At 68.6% G+C, this 19664-nt stretch carries 18 protein-coding genes; 11 read left to right on the top strand and 7 right to left on the bottom strand.

Features of this window, described 5'->3' with window-relative positions:
- The first annotated feature begins 19 nt into the window (after positions 1 to 19).
- The 3 genes from AC07PA_RS19230 (at position 20) to AC07PA_RS19220 (ending at position 2669) form a co-directional block, all read left to right on the top strand.
- On the top strand, positions 20 to 832 hold the full coding sequence (locus AC07PA_RS19230) for an acetoacetate decarboxylase family protein (RefSeq protein ID WP_494610022.1): 813 nt from the start codon (positions 20 to 22) through the stop codon (positions 830 to 832).
- A 33-nt stretch (positions 833 to 865) separates the two neighbouring features.
- The gene (locus tag AC07PA_RS19225; protein WP_494610021.1) at positions 866 to 1657 is read left to right on the top strand and encodes a helix-turn-helix transcriptional regulator; all 792 of its coding nucleotides are present in this window, start codon (positions 866 to 868) and stop codon (positions 1655 to 1657) included.
- A 139-nt stretch (positions 1658 to 1796) separates the two neighbouring features.
- Complete coding sequence (locus AC07PA_RS19220; RefSeq protein ID WP_494610020.1) at positions 1797 to 2669, top strand: DMT family transporter; 873 nt, start codon at positions 1797 to 1799, stop codon at positions 2667 to 2669.
- Here the strand turns inward: AC07PA_RS19220 and AC07PA_RS19215 are convergent.
- Positions 2666 to 3586 carry a LysR family transcriptional regulator gene (locus AC07PA_RS19215; protein ID WP_494610019.1) on the bottom strand — a complete coding sequence of 307 codons (921 nt, stop codon included), beginning with the start codon at positions 3584 to 3586 and terminating at the stop codon, positions 2666 to 2668. The genes AC07PA_RS19220 and AC07PA_RS19215 overlap by 4 nt on opposite strands.
- Positions 3587 to 3657: 71 nt before the next feature.
- On the opposite strand from AC07PA_RS19215, the gene AC07PA_RS19210 reads away from it, so the two are divergent.
- Complete coding sequence (locus AC07PA_RS19210) at positions 3658 to 4656, top strand: Bug family tripartite tricarboxylate transporter substrate binding protein (protein ID WP_007856764.1); 999 nt, start codon at positions 3658 to 3660, stop codon at positions 4654 to 4656.
- Positions 4657 to 4682: 26 nt separating this feature from the next.
- Positions 4683 to 6320, top strand: coding sequence for an FAD-dependent monooxygenase (locus AC07PA_RS19205; protein WP_494610018.1), 1638 nt, complete (start codon positions 4683 to 4685; stop codon positions 6318 to 6320).
- A gap of 1 nt (position 6321) precedes the next feature.
- On the opposite strand, the gene AC07PA_RS19200 is transcribed toward AC07PA_RS19205, so the two are convergent.
- Positions 6322 to 7440 carry a hypothetical protein gene (locus AC07PA_RS19200; RefSeq protein ID WP_494610017.1) on the bottom strand — a complete coding sequence of 373 codons (1119 nt, stop codon included), beginning with the start codon at positions 7438 to 7440 and terminating at the stop codon, positions 6322 to 6324.
- 185 nt (positions 7441 to 7625) lie between these two features.
- On the opposite strand from AC07PA_RS19200, the gene AC07PA_RS19195 reads away from it, so the two are divergent.
- On the top strand, positions 7626 to 8564 hold the full coding sequence (locus AC07PA_RS19195) for a ferritin-like domain-containing protein (RefSeq protein ID WP_494610016.1): 939 nt from the start codon (positions 7626 to 7628) through the stop codon (positions 8562 to 8564).
- 177 nt (positions 8565 to 8741) lie between these two features.
- On the opposite strand, the gene AC07PA_RS19190 is transcribed toward AC07PA_RS19195, so the two are convergent.
- Positions 8742 to 9632 (bottom strand): LysR family transcriptional regulator, encoded by an 891-nt coding sequence (locus AC07PA_RS19190; protein WP_494610015.1) that lies wholly within the window; start codon positions 9630 to 9632, stop codon positions 8742 to 8744.
- A gap of 109 nt (positions 9633 to 9741) precedes the next feature.
- Here AC07PA_RS19190 and AC07PA_RS19185 point away from each other — a divergent pair, with 109 nt between their 5' ends.
- From AC07PA_RS19185 to AC07PA_RS19175, 3 genes are all read left to right on the top strand, one after another.
- Complete coding sequence (locus tag AC07PA_RS19185) at positions 9742 to 10380, top strand: NADPH-dependent F420 reductase (protein WP_494610014.1); 639 nt, start codon at positions 9742 to 9744, stop codon at positions 10378 to 10380.
- A 63-nt stretch (positions 10381 to 10443) separates the two neighbouring features.
- Complete coding sequence (locus tag AC07PA_RS19180) at positions 10444 to 10944, top strand: YybH family protein (RefSeq protein ID WP_494610013.1); 501 nt, start codon at positions 10444 to 10446, stop codon at positions 10942 to 10944.
- A gap of 143 nt (positions 10945 to 11087) precedes the next feature.
- Entirely contained in the window at positions 11088 to 11459 is a 372-nt protein-coding gene (locus tag AC07PA_RS19175) for a VOC family protein (RefSeq protein ID WP_494610012.1), read from the top strand.
- Positions 11460 to 11480: 21 nt separating this feature from the next.
- On the opposite strand, the gene xth is transcribed toward AC07PA_RS19175, so the two are convergent.
- Positions 11481 to 12257 (bottom strand): exodeoxyribonuclease III, encoded by a 777-nt coding sequence (gene xth, locus AC07PA_RS19170; protein ID WP_145698110.1) that lies wholly within the window; start codon positions 12255 to 12257, stop codon positions 11481 to 11483.
- 382 nt (positions 12258 to 12639) lie between these two features.
- Here xth and AC07PA_RS19165 point away from each other — a divergent pair, with 382 nt between their 5' ends.
- Together AC07PA_RS19165 and AC07PA_RS19160 are read left to right on the top strand one after the other, a co-directional pair.
- On the top strand, positions 12640 to 16806 hold the full coding sequence (locus tag AC07PA_RS19165) for a beta strand repeat-containing protein (RefSeq protein ID WP_494610011.1): 4167 nt from the start codon (positions 12640 to 12642) through the stop codon (positions 16804 to 16806).
- A 228-nt stretch (positions 16807 to 17034) separates the two neighbouring features.
- The gene (locus AC07PA_RS19160) at positions 17035 to 17400 is read left to right on the top strand and encodes a hypothetical protein (RefSeq protein WP_494610010.1); all 366 of its coding nucleotides are present in this window, start codon (positions 17035 to 17037) and stop codon (positions 17398 to 17400) included.
- Between the two features lie 30 nt (positions 17401 to 17430).
- Here the strand turns inward: AC07PA_RS19160 and AC07PA_RS19155 are convergent, their stop codons facing one another.
- From AC07PA_RS19155 to AC07PA_RS19145, 3 genes are all read right to left on the bottom strand, one after another.
- Complete coding sequence (locus AC07PA_RS19155) at positions 17431 to 17922, bottom strand: dihydrofolate reductase (protein ID WP_494610009.1); 492 nt, start codon at positions 17920 to 17922, stop codon at positions 17431 to 17433.
- Positions 17923 to 17966: 44 nt separating this feature from the next.
- Positions 17967 to 18584, bottom strand: a complete 618-nt coding sequence (locus AC07PA_RS19150; protein WP_007856749.1) for a DUF4337 domain-containing protein — start codon at positions 18582 to 18584, stop codon at positions 17967 to 17969.
- Between the two features lie 96 nt (positions 18585 to 18680).
- Positions 18681 to 19550 (bottom strand): thymidylate synthase, encoded by an 870-nt coding sequence (locus AC07PA_RS19145; protein ID WP_007856748.1) that lies wholly within the window; start codon positions 19548 to 19550, stop codon positions 18681 to 18683.
- Positions 19551 to 19664: the final 114 nt, after the last annotated feature.

The raw sequence follows: 19664 nt of genomic DNA, 5'->3' as shown, positions 1-19664 counted from the left end.
CGTGGGCACCATCGCGGGCATGACCTCTTCATCTGCTGCTTCTCTCCCGGCCTGGTCCCACCAGGGCTTTACCGCACCCTTCACTACCACGGGCCGCTCGGCCCTGGTGCCGCCGCCACCGTGGCACTACGCCGGCTGGCTGCTCAGCGTGGCTTTCCAGTTCGATGCCGAGTGCGCAGTGCCGCTGGTGCCGCCGGCGGCGGGCCGGCCGCTGGGGACGGGCTGCGTGCACTTTGCCGACTGGCAGGCGTGCACGCTGCACGGCGAGGAACTGCTCGACCCGGTGCTGGCGCAGTACCGCGAGACCATCGTCGTGCTGGAGGTGGAGCGGCCCGATGGCAGCCGCGCCATGTACTGCCCGGCGATCTGGGTGGACCAGGACATCTCCCTGGTGCGCGGGCTGCTGCAGGGTTGGCCCAAGAAGCTGGGCAGCACCTGGCTCACGCGCAGCCTGCCGTTGGACCACCCCGCAGCCGCACCGCTGCGCGCCGGCAGCCGGCTGGGCGCTAGCCTGGCGGTGAAGGACCGCCGGGTGTTCGAGGCGCAGGCCACGCTCACGGGCCAGCCCGGCCGGGCGCTGGGTTTTCTGGGCATGCCGACCATCGGCGCCGTGGGCTGGCCGGACCTGCGGCAGCCCGCGCAGCTGCCGGCCCTGGCCTTGGTGAAACCGGCCATCGGGGAGCGCGTCGGGGCGGGCTGGCATGAGGCCACGGCCACGCTGCAGCTCACCCCCCATCCGTGCGAGGACATCGGCCTGCTGGGTGGGCTGGTGGCGGGGGATGCCAGCGCCGGCTGGATCGGCATCACCGTCGCAGGCGCGGTCGATGCCTGAGCGCAGGGCTGCCGCCCCGCAGGGCCTGCCACCATGGCGCTGAACCTGCGCTCCGAGGTGCGCCGGCTGCGCGTGTTCGACCTGGAGCAGGTGCGGCACCAGGAGCCGGGGCAGGAGTGGGTGCCGCACTGGCACGAGGAATGGTCGTTCGGCGCGATCGTGCGCGGCGAATGCCGCTGCTGCGTGGCAGGCCGTCCGTTCGTGGCGCGCACGGGCGACGTGATCGCGATTGCGCCGGGCGTGGTCCACACGGGGGCGCTGAGCGCGCCGCAGTACCAGGGGAGCGTGCTGGTGGCCATGCTGTATGTGCCCAGCGACTGGCTCGTGCACGAAGGGCTGCGGCCTCCCCCGCGCAGCGGCGTGGCGCGCATGCCCCGGCTGGCCGAAAAGGCGCGCGGCCTGGTCACCACGGCCGAGGTGCAGGCCTGGCTGCGGCGCGCCGTGCCGGCCCTGCGCCGCAGCCTGCCTGCCGATCCATCTGCCGTGGAGCCGGTGCCCCCGAGTGCCGCGGTGCGCGCCCTGATCGAGCGGGTGCAGCAGGCCGTGGCTGGCAGCGACCTGTCGGTGGCGGACCTGGCAAACCGCTGCGGGGTGAGCCGCGAGCGCATCCACCGCGTGCTCACGCAATGGGTGGGCATGGCACCGGGCGACTACCTGCGGGCCGTGCGCCTGCACCGCGCCCGGCAGCTGTTGCTGGCGGGCGAGCCGGCCGCCGCGGTCGCAGCGGAGTGCGGGTTTGCCGACCAGGCGCACTTCACGCGCTGGTTCCGCCGCTCCTTCGGCTACACGCCCGGGGACCTGCTGCAGGCGGCCGAACGTGGCTGACCAGCACGGGCACCGAAGGGCAGGCACAATCGCCCGGCGACAGGGCCTTGGCCCTGCCGGTTGTCGGCCTTTTGCGCCACGTCCCTTTCGTTGACCGATGCCCGCGCCCGGAGTGCTTGCGGGCGCCTCCTTTTTTTCCATGCAATCGCCGCTGCCCGTCTTCGCCCTGCTGTTCAACGCCTTCGTCTGGGGCCTGGCCTGGTGGCCGTTCCGGTTGATGCATGGTGCCGGGCTGCACCCGCTGTGGGCCACTGCGGCCATGTACGCCGTGGTGCTGCTCGGCCTGCTGACCCTGCGGCCGGGCATCCTCGCGCAGGTGCGCCAGCACCCGGGGCTGTGGCTGCTGGCGCTGGCCTCGGGCTTCAACAACGTGGCCTTCAACTGGGCCGTGACGGTGGGCGACGTGGTGCGCGTGATCCTGCTGTTCTACCTCATGCCCGCCTGGGCGGTGCTGCTGGCCTGGCGCATCCTGGGCGAGCGGCCCACGCCCATGGCCATCGCGCGGCTGGTGCTGGCCTTCACCGGTGTGGTCCTGGTTCTGCTGCCCGGGGACGCCTCGCCGGCCAGCCTGCTGCAGGGCCTGTCCATGGCCGATGGCCTGGCCTTGATGGGCGGCTTCATGTTCGCGCTGGTCAATGTGACGGTGCGCCGCCTGCACGATGTGCCGGGGCAGGCGCGCATGTTCGCCATGTTCGGCGGCTGCATGCTCATGGCGCTGGTGGCGGCGGTCGTCGGCATGCAGTTCGGCGTGGTGGAGGCCTTCCCGGCCTTCAACGCCACCTGGGCCATCACGGGGCTGCTGCTGTCGGGCGTGCTGATGCTGGGCAACTGGGCCCTGCAGTTCGGCGCATCGCGCCTGAAGGCGGGCACCACGGCGGTGGTCATGCTGTCCGAAGTGGTGTTTGCCAGCGTGTCCTCGGTGCTGCTGTCGGCCTCGCAGCTGGAGGCGCGCACGGTGCTCGGGGGCTCGCTGATCCTGCTCGCCGCGCTGCTGGCGTCCTTGCGACGCTAGCCCGGTAGACGCGCCGCGGCGCGTTTGAGCGCCGCCGCAAATGCCAGCGCTGCAGGCTTGGGCTGGGTGCCGCGGCGTGACACCAGGTACAGGTCCAGGTGGGCCACTGGCTCGCGCAGCATGGCCACCCCCAGGCCCTGGCGCAGGCATTCCTCCATCGCGAACGAAGGGATGACGGCATGGCCCCGGCCGGCGCGCACCATGCCGATGATGGTGCCCAGCAGGTTCATGCGCGGGCGCTCCTCGTGCGTGCGGCCCAGGCGGGACAGGTGCTTTTCGATCACCACCTGGATCGGGTTGCCCGAAGGCAGGCTCACCAGGGGCAGGCCCGCCAGGCTGCTCCACGGCAGGCTTTCCGCCAGGCCGCTGCCGGCGCCGGGCGGGCTGATGCGCATGAGCCGGAACTTGCACAGCGGCTGGCGCGACAGGCCCACGGCCGGCTTGACGAAGAAGCCGAAGCCGATGTCGGCCTCGCCCTCCAGCACCTCCTGGCGCACTGTGCCCACCTCGACGTCGGCCAGGTGCACCTGCACCTGGGGATGGCTCTGGGCAAAGCCGCGCACCACATCGGGCAGCAGGCTGGCCGAGATCATGGGCGTGGCCGCCACCAGCAGGCGCGAGCGCACGGCTGCCTCGCTGCCATCGAGCACGGCGCCCAGCGTGCGCAGCTCGCCGACGATGCGTTCGGCCACCGGCTGCAGCCGCCGGCCCGCATCGGTGAGTGTGAGCGAGCGGGTCGTGCGGTGGAACAGGCGTGCGCCCATCTGCTCCTCCAGCTCCTTGACCAGCATGCTCATGCCCGAGGGGGACAGGTACACCTGCTCGGCTGCCTTGGCAAAGCTCTGCAGGCGTGTCACCTCCAAAAAAGCGTGGAGCTGGCGGCTACTCACATTCATCAGCTTTGTTGACGAATTCATCAGAAATTTCCGTTTGATTCAAATCAAGACTGTCGTTGTAATTGTGGTCCAACTTCCAAAGAGACAAAGCCATGACCCTTGCAGCCCCGTTGCAGCCGTCCTCCCTTCCACGCCGACGCATCGTGCTCGGCGCCCTGGCCACGGTGGCGGCGCCCCTGGTCCGTGCGCAGGGCAGTGGTGCGGACACGCCCGTGCGCCTGGTCGTTCCGTTCACGCCCGGCACCGGCATCGACCTGATCGCGCGCCAGATCGCAGCCCCGTTGTCCGAGCGGCTCAAGCGCCCCTTCTTCGTGGACAACAAGGCGGGTGCCTCGGGCATCATCGGCACGCAGGAAGTGGTGCGTGCGCCGGCCGATGGGGCCACCTTGCTGGTGAGCGTCAATACGCTCGTGATGAACATGGCGCTGTACCCCAAGCAGGGCTTCAACCCGCTGACCGACCTGCAGCCCGTGGGGCAGACGAGCTGGGGGCAACTGCTGCTGGTGGCCAGCGAGGGCTCGAAGATCCAGTCGCTCAAGGAGCTGGTCGAGCGCGCCAGGGCCAAACCCGGTGCGCTCAACTACGGCTCGCCCGGCGCGGGCACGCCGCACCACCTGGCCATGGAGCTGCTCAAGAACCGCGCCAAGGTCTCGCTCACGCACATCAGCTACCGTGGCACGGCACCGGCCGTGACCGATCTGCTCGGCGGGCAGATCGACGCCATGTTCCTGCCCATCCACGTGGCCCTGCAGCACGTGAAGGCGGGCAAGCTCAAGGCGCTGGCCATCAGTTCCGAAACACCCCATCCGCTGCTGCCCGAGGTGCCTTCGCTGAACAGCCTGAAGGTGGGCGACCTGAACGTGGACATGTGGTACGGCGTGTTCGCTCCGGCCGGCACGCCGCGCGCCTATGTGGAGCGTCTGAACACCGAGCTGCGCGAGGTGCTGGCGGCACCCGCCGTGGCCAAGGCCTTCGAGACCCAGGGCATGACACCTGCCCACAGCACACCCGATGCCTTCAAGAAGCTGGTGGCGGCCGACGCCAAGCGCTGGGCCGACCTGATCAAGGCCCAGGGCATCACCGCCGAATGATGATGATGACGAAAGCAGCAGACGCAATGAACGCATCGAACAAGGATCTGGCGCAGGACGCCGAAGTGGTCATCGCCGGCGGTGGGCCCGTGGGCATGGGCCTGGCGATCGAGCTGGGCCAGCGCGGCGTGCGCACCATCGTGGTGGAACGCTATCCACAGCCCCAGCCCATCCCCAAGGGCCAGAACCTGACCCAGCGGACCATGGAGCATTTCCATTTCTGGGGGGCGGAGAAGCCATTGCGTGCAGCGCGCACCATCCCCGTGGAATACGGCATCGGCGGGCTGACGGCGCATGGCACGCTGCTCGGCCCCCACACCTACGACTGGCTGCAGCGCGACCTGGTCAAGCCCTACTACTTCACCGGCAATGAGCGTCTGCCGCAGTACGCGACGGAGGCCGTGCTGCGCGCGCGCGTGGCCGAGCTGCCTTCGGTGCAGACCCTCTACGGCTGGGAAGCCAAGGCCGTGGTACAGGATGCCGATGGGGTGTCCATCACCATCGCGGAGCGCGGCGGCAGCGGTGTCGAGCGCGTGCTGCGCAGTGCCTATGCCGTGGGTTCGGACGGCGCCCGTTCCGTCGTGCGCGAGCAGGCCGGCATCCCGCAGACCCGCACGGACCATGACCGCATGATGGTGCTGCTGGTATTCCGCTCGCACGGGCTGCACCAGCTGCTCGAGCGCTACCCCGGCAAGTCCTACTACAACGTGCTGCAGCCTGAACTCAAGGGCTACTGGAAGTTCTTCGGCCGCGTGGACCTGGGGAGCACCTGGTTCTTCCATGCGCCCGTGCCACCGGGCACGACCAAGGACAACTTCGACTTCGCGGCCTACCTGCACGAAGCGGTGGGTGCGCAGTTCGACGTGGAGTTCGAGCACGTCGGATTCTGGGACTTGCGCTTCATGCTGGCCGACCGCTACCGCCAGGGCCGGGTCTTCGTGGCCGGCGATGCGGCGCACAGCCACCCGCCCTACGGCGGTTATGGCGTGAACTCGGGGCTCGAGGATGCGCGCAACCTGGGCTGGAAGCTGGCTGCCACCCTGCAGGGCTGGGGCGGCGAGCGCCTGCTCGACTCCTACGATGCCGAACGGCGCCCGGTGTTCGCCTCCACCATCAACGATTTCATCGCCAAGTCCATCGACACGGACCGCGCGTTCCTCGATGCGCATGACCCCGCACAAGACCTGGCCGCCTTCGAGGCCGCCTGGAGGGCGCGGGCCCAGGGCGCGGTGGGCGAGGTGCATGCCTTCGAACCCCACTACGAGGGCTCGGCCGTGGTCTGGGACAGCGCGGGCCGTGCCAGCAGCGCCAAGGGCTCGCACCGCTTCGATGCACGGCCCGGGCACCATCTGGCGCCGGCCCTGCTGCCCTCGGGCCGCAATGTGTACGAGGAGCTGGGCGCCGGCTTTACCCTGCTGGCCTTCGGCGCCAGCGCGCAGGAGGTCCAGGCCTTCCGCGATGCCGCCGCCGAGCAGTCGCTGCCCCTGGCGGTGGTGCAGGCGCAAGGCGCTGGCGAGCACGAGCGCTACGACGCCCGCCTGGTGCTGGTGCGCCCGGACCAGTTCGTCGCCTGGACCGGCCGTGGTGCCGAGCTGGGGGCAGACCAGGCCCGCGAGGTGCTGGAGCTGGCTGCCGGAGTGCAGGTCGAGGTGGCTGCGGCCTGAGCTACGGCTTTTTCTTCTGCAAGGCCTTCAGCCGCAACCGCTGTTCCGGCGTCGTGCTGGGGGCGTACAGGCGCCCGACCAGTGCCTGCTCCCATTCCTCGCCGTGGTCGGGCCAGGTCTCGATCAGTTGGGTGAGGCCTTCCACGTCCTCTGCATCCGCCAGTTCGCGCACGCGCTGGGCGAACGGTGACAGCGGTGGTGGCGGTGGAGGAGGCTCGGGTGCCGGCTCCCGCATCACCGGCTGTGCGCCGGGGCGAAAGGGATCGCGTCCCTCGCGCATGAAGCGGCGTATCGCCTCTGCCGCAATCATGCTGCCCGGCTCGTCTGCGTCCTCGTCGTCGAACTCGAACAGTTCGGGTTCCAGACAGCCGTCCCAGTTCTCGTGCGAATTCCACTCGCAGATCGGCAGGTGGTAGCCGCCTTCGGCGTACATGTCATGGTCCAGGGTGATGAAGGCGCGGCCGTGCATCGCACCATTGATCACCAGGCTGCCGTCGTTGTACTCGCCGTAGATGATGTTGGCCACCTTCACGTCGCCCATCACGCGCATGTGGCCGTCACCATGGCCGAAGCTCGTGGCGTGGATGGTGCCGCTCACCAGCGTCTGCCCCGGGTAGGTGTAGGTCAGCTGGCTGAACACGCCAGCGACCTTGACATCCCCCTCCACGATGACGCCGGCATGCAGGCCGAATTCGGCGATGCGCTCCAGGTCGAAATCCGTGTGCCAGCGCAGCCCGTGGCGGAACAGCGCCAGCCTGCGGGGCTGGCCGCGCAGTTCGTCGGCCCCGTTGATGGCCAGGAAGGCATCGAGCAGCGCGTGCGGTATGCGCCCGTCGCAGAACAGCTCGTCGGCCACGCTGCCATCGGCCACCGGCAGTGTCGGGTCGCAGGGCATGTAGCCCCGTTCATGCCATTCGGCCTGCAGGCGCTGGCAGTGGGCTTGCGCCTTGCTGGCCGTTCCGTAGGTGGCGTTGAGCACCAGGCAGGGCTTGCCGATGGTGCCGCTGCGCACGCGCAAGCGGGTGCCACCTTCGTACAGCAGCAGTTCGATGAATTCACCGTGCTCGGCCGATTCGAGGTAGCAAATCACAGGGGCGGTGGGGGCGGTTGGCAGGCTCATGCGGCATTGTCCCGTGCGATTGCCCGGACGGCCTGCAGGGGTGGCGGCGGCATCTGTTTCAGGCTGTTTCGAGGCCTCTGCACAAGGGGCCGAATGTCCTACACCGGCACCCTCTGCATGCCGACCCATGGGGCGCGAGGGGCCTCCCACAATGAACCCACTGTCCAACCAACCGGAGACCTCTTATGGCCGATTTCAACGATGCGAACCGTGACCCCCTGACGAATGAACCTGGTGCACACCCCGTGGGCACAGGCGTGGGCGCTGCCCTCGGCGGTGCTGCCGCGGGTGCCGCAGCCGGCGCTTTCGGTGGTCCTGTGGGCGCCGCCATCGGCGGTGTGGCTGGTGCGGTAGCGGGCGGGCTGGCTGGCAAGGCGGCCGGCGAAGCCGTCAACCCCACCAATGAAGATGCTTACTGGCGCGAGAACTACCACCGCGAGCCTTACTACGTGGGCGGCCGGACGTACGACCAGTACCGCCCCGCTTATGAATTGGGCTGGAGTTCGGTGGGCCGCTATGAAGGCGACTACGACGCCGTCGAGCCCCGCCTGGCCGATGATTGGCGCGCCCGCCATGGCGACGATGGCCTGGCCTGGACCGATGTGCAGCCCGCCACCCGCGCCGCCTATGAGCGTGCCTACAACAGCCAACCGCTGGACGTGGCGGGCGAGATCGACAACGACGACGTGATCGACACCCTGAACGACCTGCTGGAATCGGCCCGCGATGGTGAGTACGGCTTTCACGCCAGCGCCGAGCATGCCGATTCGGGCCAGCTCAAGGGAATCTTCCAGCGCCACTCGCGTGAATGCGCGGCCGCTGCCGCCGAACTCGAACGCGAGATCCGCGCCCGTGGCGGTGAACCTGTCAGCGGCGGTACCGTGGCCGGCGCACTGCACCGCGGCTGGGTGTCCGTGAAGACGGCCCTGTCCACGCAGGACGACAAGGCCGTGCTGGAAGAGTGCGAACGCGGCGAGGATGCGGCCGTGGCCCGCTACCGCAAGGCCCTGAAGGCCAGCCTGCCGCAGGACCTGCGCGCCCTGGTCCAGCGCCAGGCCGATGGCGCCCAGCGCAACCACGACGAGGTGAAGGCCTTGCGCGACAGCTTCAGCCCTGCACGTTGACCGGTTCGCCGGCCCTCCCGGCCTCCTGCCCGCCTGTACGCAGGCGGGCAGGGAACGGGCAGGCCGCCTCCGTGAGGGCCGTGGCCGTGCTTTGAACCACAAGGTACCGCTGCGGCTCCCCGCCACCGCCGCCATGGGTTTGCGCCCATGGCGGCGGTGTGCGTTGGGCCTGGGACCTCATGGTGGCGCGAAGTGTTCCAGCGCAAAATCGATGAAGCTGCGCAGCTTGGGCGTCACCCGCCGGTCCGGCGCATAGACCAGGTGCAGGGGACGCGAGGGCACGGCATAGCCCTGCAACACCGGCACCAGCTGGCCGCCGTGCAGGGCATGCTGCACGGCATCCAGCGGCTGCAGGATGATGCCCAGGCCCGCCAGGGCGGCGTGCACCAGGGGCTCGCCATGGTCGGCCACCAGGCGGCTGTGCACGGGCACGACGATCCGGCCCTCGGGGCCATCGAAGCTCCAGTGGGTGCGCAGCTCGGTGTGGGCAAAGCCCAGGCATTCGTGCTGCTGCAGGTCCCCGGGGGTCGACAGCGGCTGCGGGTGCGCCTGTAGGTAGCCCGGAGAGGCGCATGCCACCAGCCGATAGGGCGCAAGCGCCCGCGCAATCAGGCCGCTGTCCTGCAGCACGCCCACGCGGAACACCGCGTCGTAGCCCTCGTCCACCAGGTCCACCGCGCGGTTCGAGGTGGTGAGTTCCACCTCGACCTGCGGATGCGCCTTCATGTACGCGGGCAACAGCGGTGCCAGGCTGTGGATGCCAAAGCTCGCGGGCGCATTGATGCGCAGCCGCCCGCTGGGCACGGAGCGCGCCTCGGCCGCCAGTTGCTCGGCCTGCTCCAGCTCGGCCAGGATCAGCCGGGCGCGCTCGACGTAGGCACGCCCGAAGTCCGTGAGGCTCTGCCGCCGGGTGGTGCGGTGCAGCAGGCGCACGCCCAGGTGCTGCTCCAGCGCCTGCACATGCTTGCCCACGAACTGCGACGACATCTGCAGCGCATCGCCCGCAGCGCGGAACGAGCCCAGCTCCACCGCCTTGACGAACACCGCCATGCCCGTGAAACGGTCCATTGCAATCCAATCGTTTCGAATATCGCAACATTCTAGGTATTTATCTGAATTGGGTCTGAATCGACACTGAAGTCCTTGTTTCAACCAACCAATGGACAAAGGAAAAGTCATGACGACAGCAAACATTGCAGTGATCGGCGCGGGCAACATGGGCGGTGGCCTGGCCACGGCGCTGGCGGCGGCCGGCGTGGAGGTGGCGCTGGGCGTGCGCGAGGCTGGCGGCAAGGCGGCTGCACTCGCCGGGGGCCGCGTACGGGTCCTGGACGTGGCGGCTGCGGTCGCCGCAGCCGAGGTGGTGGTGCTGGCGCTGCCCTATGGTGCCAGCGTGGAGGTGCTCCAGGCCCTGCCTGCCGCGGCGCTGCAGGGCAAGGTGCTGGTGGACATCAGCAACCCGGTGACGGCCGACTTCCAGGGCCTGCAATTGGGCACCACCACCTCGGCCGCCGAAGCCATCCAGGCCGCCGCGCCGGGGGCGCAGGTGGTCAAGGCCTTCAACACCATCTTTGCCCAGTTGCTGGCAGCCGGTGCGCGCCCGGGCAAGGCGCCGCTGCAGGTGTTCGTGGCGGGCGATGCGGCCGACGCCAAGGGCCGGGTACACGAACTGGCACGCGTGCTGGGCTTCGAGCCCGTGGACGCCGGCCCGCTGCGCAACAGCCGCTACCTGGAGCCCCTGGGCGGCATGAACATCCAGTTCGGCTTCTTCCTGGGCTGGGGCCCGGCGGCTGCGCCGGCCTGGGTGCGCGTCTGAGTGCGAGTGCTCATGCAAGTGCAAGCAGACCCTTCTTTCTCACCATTCCATCGAAAGCCTTCCATGCAACACTTCCCCTTGCCACGCCGCAGCCTGGCGGCCGTTTTCGCGACCACCGCCCTGCTGGCCCTGGGCGCGGTCTCTCCGGTGGCGGTCGCTGCGGGAGCGGATGACACCGCCGCCATCCGCCAGACCCTGCAGCGCTATGAAGACGCGCTCAACCGCGCCGACACCGCCGACATCGTGCAGCTGTACACGGACGATGGTGTGCAGATGGCGCCCGATGCGCCTGCCGTCACAGGACGGGAGGCTTTGCGCAGCGCTTACGCCGGCACGTTCCAGGCGATTGCGCTCCAACTGGCCTTCACCGTGGACGAGATCCAGCTGCTGGGCAAGGACGCGGCGCTGCTGCGCAGCCACTCGGCGGGCACGCTCAAGGTGCAGGGCAACGCCCAGCCCGCAGGGCCGGCAGCGTTCAAGGAGCTGTTCATGCTGCGCAAGCAGCGCGATGGGCAGTGGAAGTTCTCGCACTACGCGTTTTCAGCGGCACCTGCCAGGCCCTAGGCGGTGGGCGTGCAACCGGGCGTTGCATGGATGGATTCGCGGCGGAGCCCGGTCGGGGTCGGTACGATCACGCAACCGATCACCCCCGGGGCCGCCAATGGCGTGCCCGAATGGGCGCTTTGCGCCACCGCCTGGAAACTGCCTTGCTCAAACATCTGGAATCCGTCGTCCTGTTCGTGCCCGACATCGATGCCGCCGCGCAATGGTATGCAGAGATCTTCGGGGCGCAGGTGGAGCATGAGAATGCGCAATACGCCTTCATCCGCGCGCCCGGTGTGCTGCTCGGCTTCCATCCCGTGGACAGCAAATGCCCCGGTGGGATTGGCGGGACCACGGCTTATTGGGAGGTAAAAGACTTGGCGGCCACCCTCCAGTTTTTGGAGGCCCGGGGCGCTAGGCGATACCGCGGGCCCATGGTGACGGACCTGGGCGCCCAGGCCGCCATGCTCCTCGATCCGTTCGGTTGCACGCTGGGCCTGCATGAGACAGGCCAGGAGCCGAGCCGCCCGCGCTGACCCCCAGCCCAAAGGCGCAGGCTACTCCAGCGTGACCACCACCGGTGCGTGGTCGCTGGGCTGCGGGTTCTTGCGGGGGGCGCGGTCCACCACGCAGGCCGTGACGCTGGCGCGCAGGGCCTCGCTCACCAGGATGTGGTCGATGCGCAGGCCCCGGTTCTTCTGGAAGCCGAGCATGCGGTAGTCCCACCAGGAGTAGATCTTCTCGGGCTGCTCGAACATGCGGAAGCTGTCCGTGAGGCCCAGCTCCAGCAGCGCCTTGAAGTGGTTGCGCTCTTCGGTCGTGTGGTGGATGGTCTCGCGCAGGCCCACCGGGTCGTAGGAGTCGCGGTCCTCCGGCGCCACGTTGAAGTCGCCCACCAGGGCCAGGCGCGGGTGCGCCGCCATCTCGGCGCGCACCAGGTCCTGCAGGGCCTGCAGCCAGCGCATCTTGTAGGCGAACTTTTCCGAGCCCGGCTCCTGGCCGTTGACGAAGTAGCCGTTGATGAGGCGCAGCGGGCCGGTGGGCGTGTCCAGCGTGGCGATGATCACGCGCGCCTGCTCGTCCTCGTGCGCCGGGATGTTGCGCACCACGTCGGCCAGGGGGTGGCGGCTCAGGATGGCGACGCCGTTGTAGGTCTTCTGGCCGAAGGCCACGGCCTCGTAGCCGGCCTCCTTGAAGGCGTCGTGCGGGAACTTGTCGTCGGTGAGTTTCAGCTCCTGCAGGCCGATGGCGTCCACCGGGTTGGCTGCCAGCCAGGCCAGCACCTGGGGCAGGCGCACGGAGAGGGAATTGACGTTCCACGTCGCGATCTTCATCACCATCATCGGTCCTTGCTTGTTCAATCTCAATCGCTCATGGCGATTGCACTGGGGTGCATCCTATCCTTGATTGGCGGGGATGATCGCGGAGGCATTTCGGAGCGAAAAAATGCATATGCACAACATATGCAGATGCCCTGAAAATACTATTGGATTTGATGAAGCTGCCGGCTTATCGTTGCGGCAAATTACAACGCTGGAGACAAGCCTTGCCATTCGATTCCATGCCCCCGCTCCCGGACAGGCGACTGCCCGTCTGAGCCCGGGCGGGGCCTGTGCCGCCGCCTGACCCGCCAGTCCGAGGCCGCCTGCCGGGCCTCGTGGTTGTCCCCTCGCTCCCAACTTCCCACTTCGTATTCCGTACCTGGAAGGCATCGCCATGTCCACGCCCAACGCATCCCACGTCCTGCAGCAGATCTTCATCCTCGCCACCGGCCATGCAGCCCCCGCCCCTTTGCTCGCCGAATTCGAGGCGGTGGTCACTGCCGATGGCAACTATGGCCGGGTGGCCGCAGCCTTCGAGATGGCCATGGGCCAGATGGTCGCCAGCCGTGGCGTGGGCGGCACGGTGCAGCAATTGGCGCTCAACGGCCTGGGCGTGGTGCTCTCGGCGGACGACGGCCTGGCCATCGCGCGGCTGGCGCAGGAGCAGGGCCTCACCACCTGGGCCAGGCTGATGGATTTCCTGGTCAACGCCGATGGGGGGGTCTACACCACGCTGGACCACCGTGCCGAAGCGGCCAACGCCTTCAACAGTGCGCTGGCCAGCCAGAACAAGGGCGCGCTGTTCAGCGGAGAGGGCGTGTCGGCGGCCGTGCACACCCTGCTGCAGGGCATTGGTGCCACCGATGCCAGCGCGGCCATGGGCATCAGCGGTGTGCAGGCCCTGGCCGGCAGACTCACCGCGGCGGGCATCCAGGGGCGTGTGGCCGATGGCTATGTGAAGGGTGCCACCGTGTTTGCCGACGCCAATGGCAACCACAGGCTGGACGCGGGCGAATGGTCCGCCACCACCGATGGCGCGGGCGGCTTCACGCTGCCGGCCAACGTGCAGGGGACGCTGGTGGCCACCGGCGGGACCGACCTGCTCACGAACAAGGCCTTCAAGGGCCTGCTCACCGCACCTGCCGGTAGCACGGTGCTGAACCCCATCACGACCCTGGTGAAAGCGCTGATGGACAAGGGCGGCGCCACCACCACGGTGGAGCAGGCCACCGCCCTGGTCGCCAAGGCGCTGGGGCTGCCTGCCGGCGTGAACCTGCTGACCTACGACCCGCTGGCCGTGCTGGCCAGCAGCAGCGCCAGTGCTGCCGACAAGGCCGTGGCCTTGGGCTACCAGAAGGTGGCAGTGGCGCTGGTGAACGTGGTCAGCATCGGCGCGGCCGCGCTGGATGCGGCCGAGGCCAAGGCCGGCCAGCCGGGCGTGGCCACGCCGCATGCGGGCCAGCCAGGCGCGGCGGCGGGCACGCTGATCGCGTCCCTGGCGGATGCCCTCGCCGACGCAGCGGGGGGCAGCGCCGGCATGGTGAACCTGTCGGATGCCACCTTCCTGCGCGCCATCGTGGCCGATGCCGCGGGCGACTATGGCCTGCGGCTGGATTCCACCAGCCTGGACCTCATCGGCAAGGTGGTGGACGCCGCCAACGATGCGGCCGACGCTGCGAGCACGGTGGCGGTGCTGGGCCAGGTGGCGGCTGCGGCCACCGATGCGGCGGGCTCGGTGGCCACGGGCAACTTCCAGGCTGCGGCCAACGGCTACACGGGCGCAGCCTTCACGGCCGCGGTGCAGCAGCAGGCCGTGGGGGAACTGGCGCCCGGCGTGTCCGCGGGCCAGGGCAGCAACCCACCCGCGCCACCGGCATCCGGCGGTGGAGGCGACGCGCCAGGCCAGGTGGACACGCAGGCCCCGGTGCTGACCATCACCAGCTCTGCCGCTGCGCTCAAGACCGGCGGCACCGCAACCATCACCTTCACCTTCACCGAAGATCCGGGCGCGAGCTTCACCGCGGCAGACATCACGGCGTCTGGCGGCACGCTGGGCGCACTGAGCGGCACGGGCCTGATGCGCACGGCCACCTTCACGGCCACCGCATCCGCCAACCTCGACACGGGCGGGCACATCGCCGTGGCCAAGGACAGCTACAGCGATGCGGCCGGCAACAAGGGCGCAGCCGCGGCCGTGGACATCGCCACGGTGTTCAACCCGGTGCTGTTCGTGGGCAACAGCGCGACCTTTGCGCGCATAGACCCGGCCATGTCGTACAACACCTACGATGGGGCGACCAATCCCTTCGGCGTGCACGACCTGACCTCGCCGGCCAATAGTGGCACCTTCACCAATCTCACGGGCGCCAACCTCTACGAGCCGCACCCCTGGGGCGGCGTGGCGGGCCTGTTCGACAAGTTCGCCGACCAGGTGGGCCTGGGCTACGACGTGTCGCTCTCCACCCGCAACGCGGCCACGCTCAAGGGCCATTACCTGAACTCCTCGGCCGCGGGCTGGGACATGCGCGGCAACATTGCCAGCCAGAAATGGGAGCTGGTGGTGCTGCAGGACCAGACGGACGAACCGCTGCCTTCGGGCTCGGGCAGCATCACCTTTGCGGCAGGCAGTGCCACGGCCAACCTGGTCATCACGCCCACGGCCGATGGCGCGAAGGAATACGACGAGACCCTGGCGCTGAAGCTGGCCGCTTCGGCCGGCGATTACCGCGTGGGCACCAGCTCCGCCGTGGGCACCACCATCCTCAACGACGACCCCACCGCCCCCGCCACCAACCCGGCCCTGGCCACGGTGACCCTGGTGGCCAGCCCTGGCCAGGTGACGGAGGACGGCACGGCCAACCTGGTTTTCACCTTCACGCGCACCGGTCCCACGACCAGCGACCTGGTCGTGGGCTTCACCGCCTTCCGCGACGGCAGCACGTCGCCATCGGTCTCGAACGCGGTTTCCGCAAGCCAGGATCTGGAGCTGTACAACACCGCCAGCGGCGCATTCTCGGCTGCGGGAGGCGCAGGCACTTCACCCTATCGCTTCACCAGTGGCGGGGGCTTTGCGACCAGCGCCGATACGGGTGCGGCCACCACCACGGGCGCCGTCTCCTTCACCAGCAACACCGGCACCATCACCATCAAGGCGGGCCAGACTTCGGCCAGCATCACGCTGGACCCGCGCGTCGACAGCACGGTGGAGGCCGACGAGGGGATCCGCATCACGCTGGCGCACCCGACCACCGGCACGGACTACAACCTGGGCACGCTGGGCGCCGTCAGCGGCACCATCGTCAACGACGACTTCGCGGTGGGCACCGACACCAGCCTGCCCAACGTGACGCTGGGCCTGAGCTCGGCCGCAGGCGTGTACGAGAACGCCGGCCAGAACCTGGTCTACACCTTCACGCGCAGCGGCGATACCAGTGCCGCGCTCACGGTGAACTTCACGGCCGACGGCACGGCCACCTACTTCGCGGCGGATCCGTCCAAATCGGATTTCGGCATCTCTGCCAACGCCACGCTCACCACCACCTCGGGCGCCAATGCCGACATCGGCGAGTTCCAGAAGTACGCCACGGCGATCGAGAATTTCGTGCACACCGGCGCGGCCGACACTACCACCCAGCCCGGCACCACGATCCCGGGCAACCCGAATGCGGACGCCTCGACCGACATGTATCTCTACGCCACCTGGGCCCGGCCCGACATGGTGGCCGGCGCCTACGACATGCTCACCTCGCGCACGCTGAACGGTGCTGGCGCCTACGAAGGCACGGGGGACATCAGCCGCTCGGACACCCAGGCCAGCGCCTACTACCTGACGCTCGAGGGCATGACCACCGACCTGCAGAACGCCTATGCCAACCTGGCGGCCGTCAACCCCGACTTCGTGGGGGTTGCGCCGGTGGGCACGGCCTTCATGGCTGCCGTGCAGAACGGGCTGTCCATCCGCGACCCCTACACCGAGACGGGCGGTGCCAGCGTCGCCAACGGCGGCAAGATCAACCTCTGGCACGACGACAACCTGCATGCGAGCAAGTACGGATCCTACCTTTCGGGCCTGGTGCTGTTCGAGACGCTCACCGGCCTGGACGCGCGCTCGCTGGGGGCGGGCGACAAGGTGGCGAGCGACCTGGGCATCGACGCGACCACGGCCGTGGCGCTGCAAAAGGTGGCCTCGGCCACGCTGGGTTTCAACCAGTCCTACCAATGGAGCGCCCCCGGCAAGGTGGCCGACCTGGGCGGCAGCAACGCCACGGCCACGCTGGCCACGGCCGGCGGCTTCAGCTTTGCCGACCCGGCCTTCGCCTCGCACACCGTCAGCGTCACACCCACGGCCGGGGCCCTGGGGACGCTGACCGCCCAGGTGCGCTCCGATGGCCACACCGGCCAGGTCAACTGGCTCTACACCGTGGGCAACCAGGCCATTGACCCGCTGCTGGCCAGCGGCCAGCAGCGCCACGACCAGTTCACCGTGACCCTGGACGACGGCCACGGCCATGTGAGCACACGTCTGGTCGACATCACGCTGGTGGGGACCAGCGCCATCTGAGGCGCGTGGGGCCGCCGCGGCAATGCGCAGCAACCTGTGCTCCGCGTCACAGCCTTGCGGGCGGGGGATGCCTATGATTTCCCTGCCGGCCTCCAAGCGGCATCCCCTCTTGCGACAAGCAAGTTGCTGCCCGCCTCCGTGCGGGCTTTTTTTTGCGGGTTGGCGGCTGTGAACTTCTTTGCGTCCCGTGATTCAGAACGCGTGACGCAAACCAAAGGAACAAGACGCATGAGCAATACATTCAGATCGGTAGCCGCAGCCCTGCTGCTGGCAGGGGCCTCGGGGGCGGGCATGGCCGCAGGCGGCCCGCTGGACGGCGTCTACCAGTGCGCGGTGGCCGGTACCGGCGTGTTCATCACGGTCAGTGGCCAGCCCAGCGGCCCTGCGATGTTCACCATCGCGGCCCTGGGCCCGGCCAATGCGCTCTATGGCTACGGCATGGGCACGGCCACGGCCTCGTCGTTCACGGGCGCCACCAGCTTCAACCTGCCATTCACGCTGTCGGTGAGCCAGGGCAACCTGATCGGCAGCATTGGTGTGCTGCAGGGGACCACGGCCGCCCAGTTGCCGGTGAACTGCGCCAAGCTGTTCTGATACTGCCGGGCGAGCAAGGGGCGTGTCCGTTCAGGCGCGCCGCCGCTCCAGCGTCACGAAGCTGAAGGGCAGCCCGTTGGTCGACGTGTGCGTGCTGCGCGCCGTCTCGTGCCAGTCGGCATCGAGCACGGGCGCGTGGGCGTCGCCCTCGAAGTCCTGCGCAATCTCGGTGAGTTCGATGCGGTCGGCCAGGGGCTGGGCCTCGGCATAGACCTGCGCGCCGCCAATCACCCACACCGTCTGGCCGGCGCTCGCGTGCTGCAGGGCGTCCTGCAGGCTGGCGGCTCGCACGGCCCCTTCGGCCACCCAGTCGGCCTGGTGGGTGATGACGATGTTGGTGCGGCCCGGCAACGGGCGAAAGCGCGGCGGCAGCGAATCCCAGGTCTTGCGGCCCATGACCACAGGGCAGCCCTGGGTCAGCGACTTGAAGCGCGCCATGTCTTCGGGCAGGTGCCAGGGCAGGTGGTTGTCCTTGCCGATCACGCCGTTGGCGGCGCGCGCGTAGATCATATGCAGAGGCATAGCTGGTTGCTCCGGCTGTAGAACGCGGGTTCGGTCACGCCTTCTTAGATGTGCAGGGTGGCCAGCGCGCCGACGACGATGCCGATGCCGGCCACGCCGTACATGCCGTACTCCAGCCATTTCTTGCGGGTGAGCAGGGCGATGGCGGCCAGCGCGATCGCGACCTGCAGCGCCGTGGTGGCCTGGGCCCAGCGGTGGTGCTGGTGCATCTGCTCTTCGCTCTGGCGGTCGAATTTGTGGCTGTCGGCCTCGAGCTTTTCAGCGACGACCTTGATCTCGTTCTTTTCGCTCTCGTAGCGCTCCACCTTGGCCTGGTAGGTGGCCTTGCGGTCCTCGGGCGCCAGGTCACGGGCCAGCTCGGCCAGGGACTGCTTGGTGCTCTTGGACTGGAAGTAGTTCCACTGGTTGGAGGCCTCGGTCTTCTTGATGGCCGCGTCGTTCTTGAGCAGGCCGGCATTGGCCTGCGTGGCGCCGCCCATGTACGCGAAGATCGCGCCCACCGTGGCGACGATGGCCGTGAACATTGCGATCTTGCTCATCGACGAGCCGCCGCCTTCGCTGCCGTGGCTGGCCGCATGGTCGTCGCCATGGCCGTGGCCCTGTGCTGCATGCTCCACTGCGTGGTCGTGGGGGCCGTGTACGTGAAATCCGCCGGAAGACATAGTGAGTGCTCTTTGTGGTTCGTGAAGGGAGACAGGGGATGTCAGGCAGGGCACATCGGCGCCTGCACTGCAGGAATCATGGGAAGGCGAGGGGGCTCAGACCGCCACGGGCGCCTTGATGGCGGGGTGGCACTGGTAGTCCAGCACTTCGAAGTCTTCGAACTGGTAGTCGAAGATGCTGTCCGGCCGGCGCTTGATGTGCAGCGTGGGGTAGGGGTAGGGCGTGCGCGCCAGCTGGGTCTGCACCTGTTCGTGGTGGTTGCTGTAGATGTGGCAGTCCCCGCCGGTCCAGATGAAGTCGCCCACGTCCAGGTCGCACTGCTGGGCCACCATGTGGGTCAGCAGCGCGTAGCTGGCGATGTTGAAGGGCACGCCGAGAAAGATGTCGGCACTGCGCTGGTAGAGCTGGCAGCTGAGCGTGCCGCGGCCCCCGGGCTCCTGGGCAGGCGCCACATAGAACTGGAAGAAGGCGTGGCAGGGCATCAGCGCCATCTTGTTCAGCTCGGCCACGTTCCAGGCGCTCACGATGATGCGGCGCGAATCGGGGTTGGTCCTGAGGGTCTTGATGACATCGCTGATCTGGTCGATGTGGCCGCCGTCCGGCGTGGGCCAGCTGCGCCACTGCACGCCGTACACGGGGCCCAGGTCGCCGTTCTCGCGCGCCCACTCGTCCCAGATGGTGACACCGCGCTCCTTGAGCCAGTTGTTGTTGCTCGACCCGGTGAGGAACCACAGCAGCTCCTGGATGATGGAGCGCAGATGCACCTTCTTGGTGGTGACCAGTGGAAAGCCTTCCTTCAGGTCGAAGCGCATCTGGTGGCCGAACACGCTGGTCGTGCCCGTGCCCGTGCGGTCGGACTTGTGCACGCCCTGCGTGAACACGTGGCGCATGAAGTCCTCGTACTGGGAGCGCACGGGGCGGGCGGGCAGGGCAGTGGCTGCCAGGGTGGCAGAGGGCTGGGTCATGGGATCGGTCACTCGTGGTGGGAGGGCGCGACCACCAGGGGATGGCCGTTGCCGACTGCGGATTTTATGCGGAGCGGGACAATGGAGTATCTCCCCGCTCCTGACCGCTTTGTC

Source organism: Acidovorax sp. GW821-FHT09B03 (assembly GCF_059418305.1).
Note: the sequence above shows the minus strand (reverse complement) of the source record. Positions and strands in the feature narration are given on the sequence as shown.

Excerpts from the sequence above, each read along its gene's own strand:
- AC07PA_RS19230 (WP_494610022.1), top strand. The coding sequence starts at position 20 with ATGACCTCTTCATCTGCTGCTTCTCTCCCGGCCTGGTCCCACCAGGGC.
- AC07PA_RS19225 (WP_494610021.1), top strand. The coding sequence starts at position 866 with ATGGCGCTGAACCTGCGCTCCGAGGTGCGCCGGCTGCGCGTGTTCGAC.
- AC07PA_RS19220 (WP_494610020.1), top strand. The coding sequence starts at position 1,797 with ATGCAATCGCCGCTGCCCGTCTTCGCCCTGCTGTTCAACGCCTTCGTC.
- AC07PA_RS19215 (WP_494610019.1), bottom strand. The coding sequence starts at position 3,586 with ATGAATTCGTCAACAAAGCTGATGAATGTGAGTAGCCGCCAGCTCCAC.
- AC07PA_RS19210 (WP_007856764.1), top strand. The coding sequence starts at position 3,658 with ATGACCCTTGCAGCCCCGTTGCAGCCGTCCTCCCTTCCACGCCGACGC.
- AC07PA_RS19205 (WP_494610018.1), top strand. The coding sequence starts at position 4,683 with ATGAACGCATCGAACAAGGATCTGGCGCAGGACGCCGAAGTGGTCATC.
- AC07PA_RS19200 (WP_494610017.1), bottom strand. The coding sequence starts at position 7,440 with ATGAGCCTGCCAACCGCCCCCACCGCCCCTGTGATTTGCTACCTCGAA.
- AC07PA_RS19195 (WP_494610016.1), top strand. The coding sequence starts at position 7,626 with ATGGCCGATTTCAACGATGCGAACCGTGACCCCCTGACGAATGAACCT.
- AC07PA_RS19190 (WP_494610015.1), bottom strand. The coding sequence starts at position 9,632 with ATGGACCGTTTCACGGGCATGGCGGTGTTCGTCAAGGCGGTGGAGCTG.
- AC07PA_RS19185 (WP_494610014.1), top strand. The coding sequence starts at position 9,742 with ATGACGACAGCAAACATTGCAGTGATCGGCGCGGGCAACATGGGCGGT.
- AC07PA_RS19180 (WP_494610013.1), top strand. The coding sequence starts at position 10,444 with ATGCAACACTTCCCCTTGCCACGCCGCAGCCTGGCGGCCGTTTTCGCG.
- xth (WP_145698110.1), bottom strand. The coding sequence starts at position 12,257 with ATGAAGATCGCGACGTGGAACGTCAATTCCCTCTCCGTGCGCCTGCCC.
- AC07PA_RS19165 (WP_494610011.1), top strand. The coding sequence starts at position 12,640 with ATGTCCACGCCCAACGCATCCCACGTCCTGCAGCAGATCTTCATCCTC.
- AC07PA_RS19160 (WP_494610010.1), top strand. The coding sequence starts at position 17,035 with ATGAGCAATACATTCAGATCGGTAGCCGCAGCCCTGCTGCTGGCAGGG.
- AC07PA_RS19155 (WP_494610009.1), bottom strand. The coding sequence starts at position 17,922 with ATGCCTCTGCATATGATCTACGCGCGCGCCGCCAACGGCGTGATCGGC.
- AC07PA_RS19150 (WP_007856749.1), bottom strand. The coding sequence starts at position 18,584 with ATGTCTTCCGGCGGATTTCACGTACACGGCCCCCACGACCACGCAGTG.
- AC07PA_RS19145 (WP_007856748.1), bottom strand. The coding sequence starts at position 19,550 with ATGACCCAGCCCTCTGCCACCCTGGCAGCCACTGCCCTGCCCGCCCGC.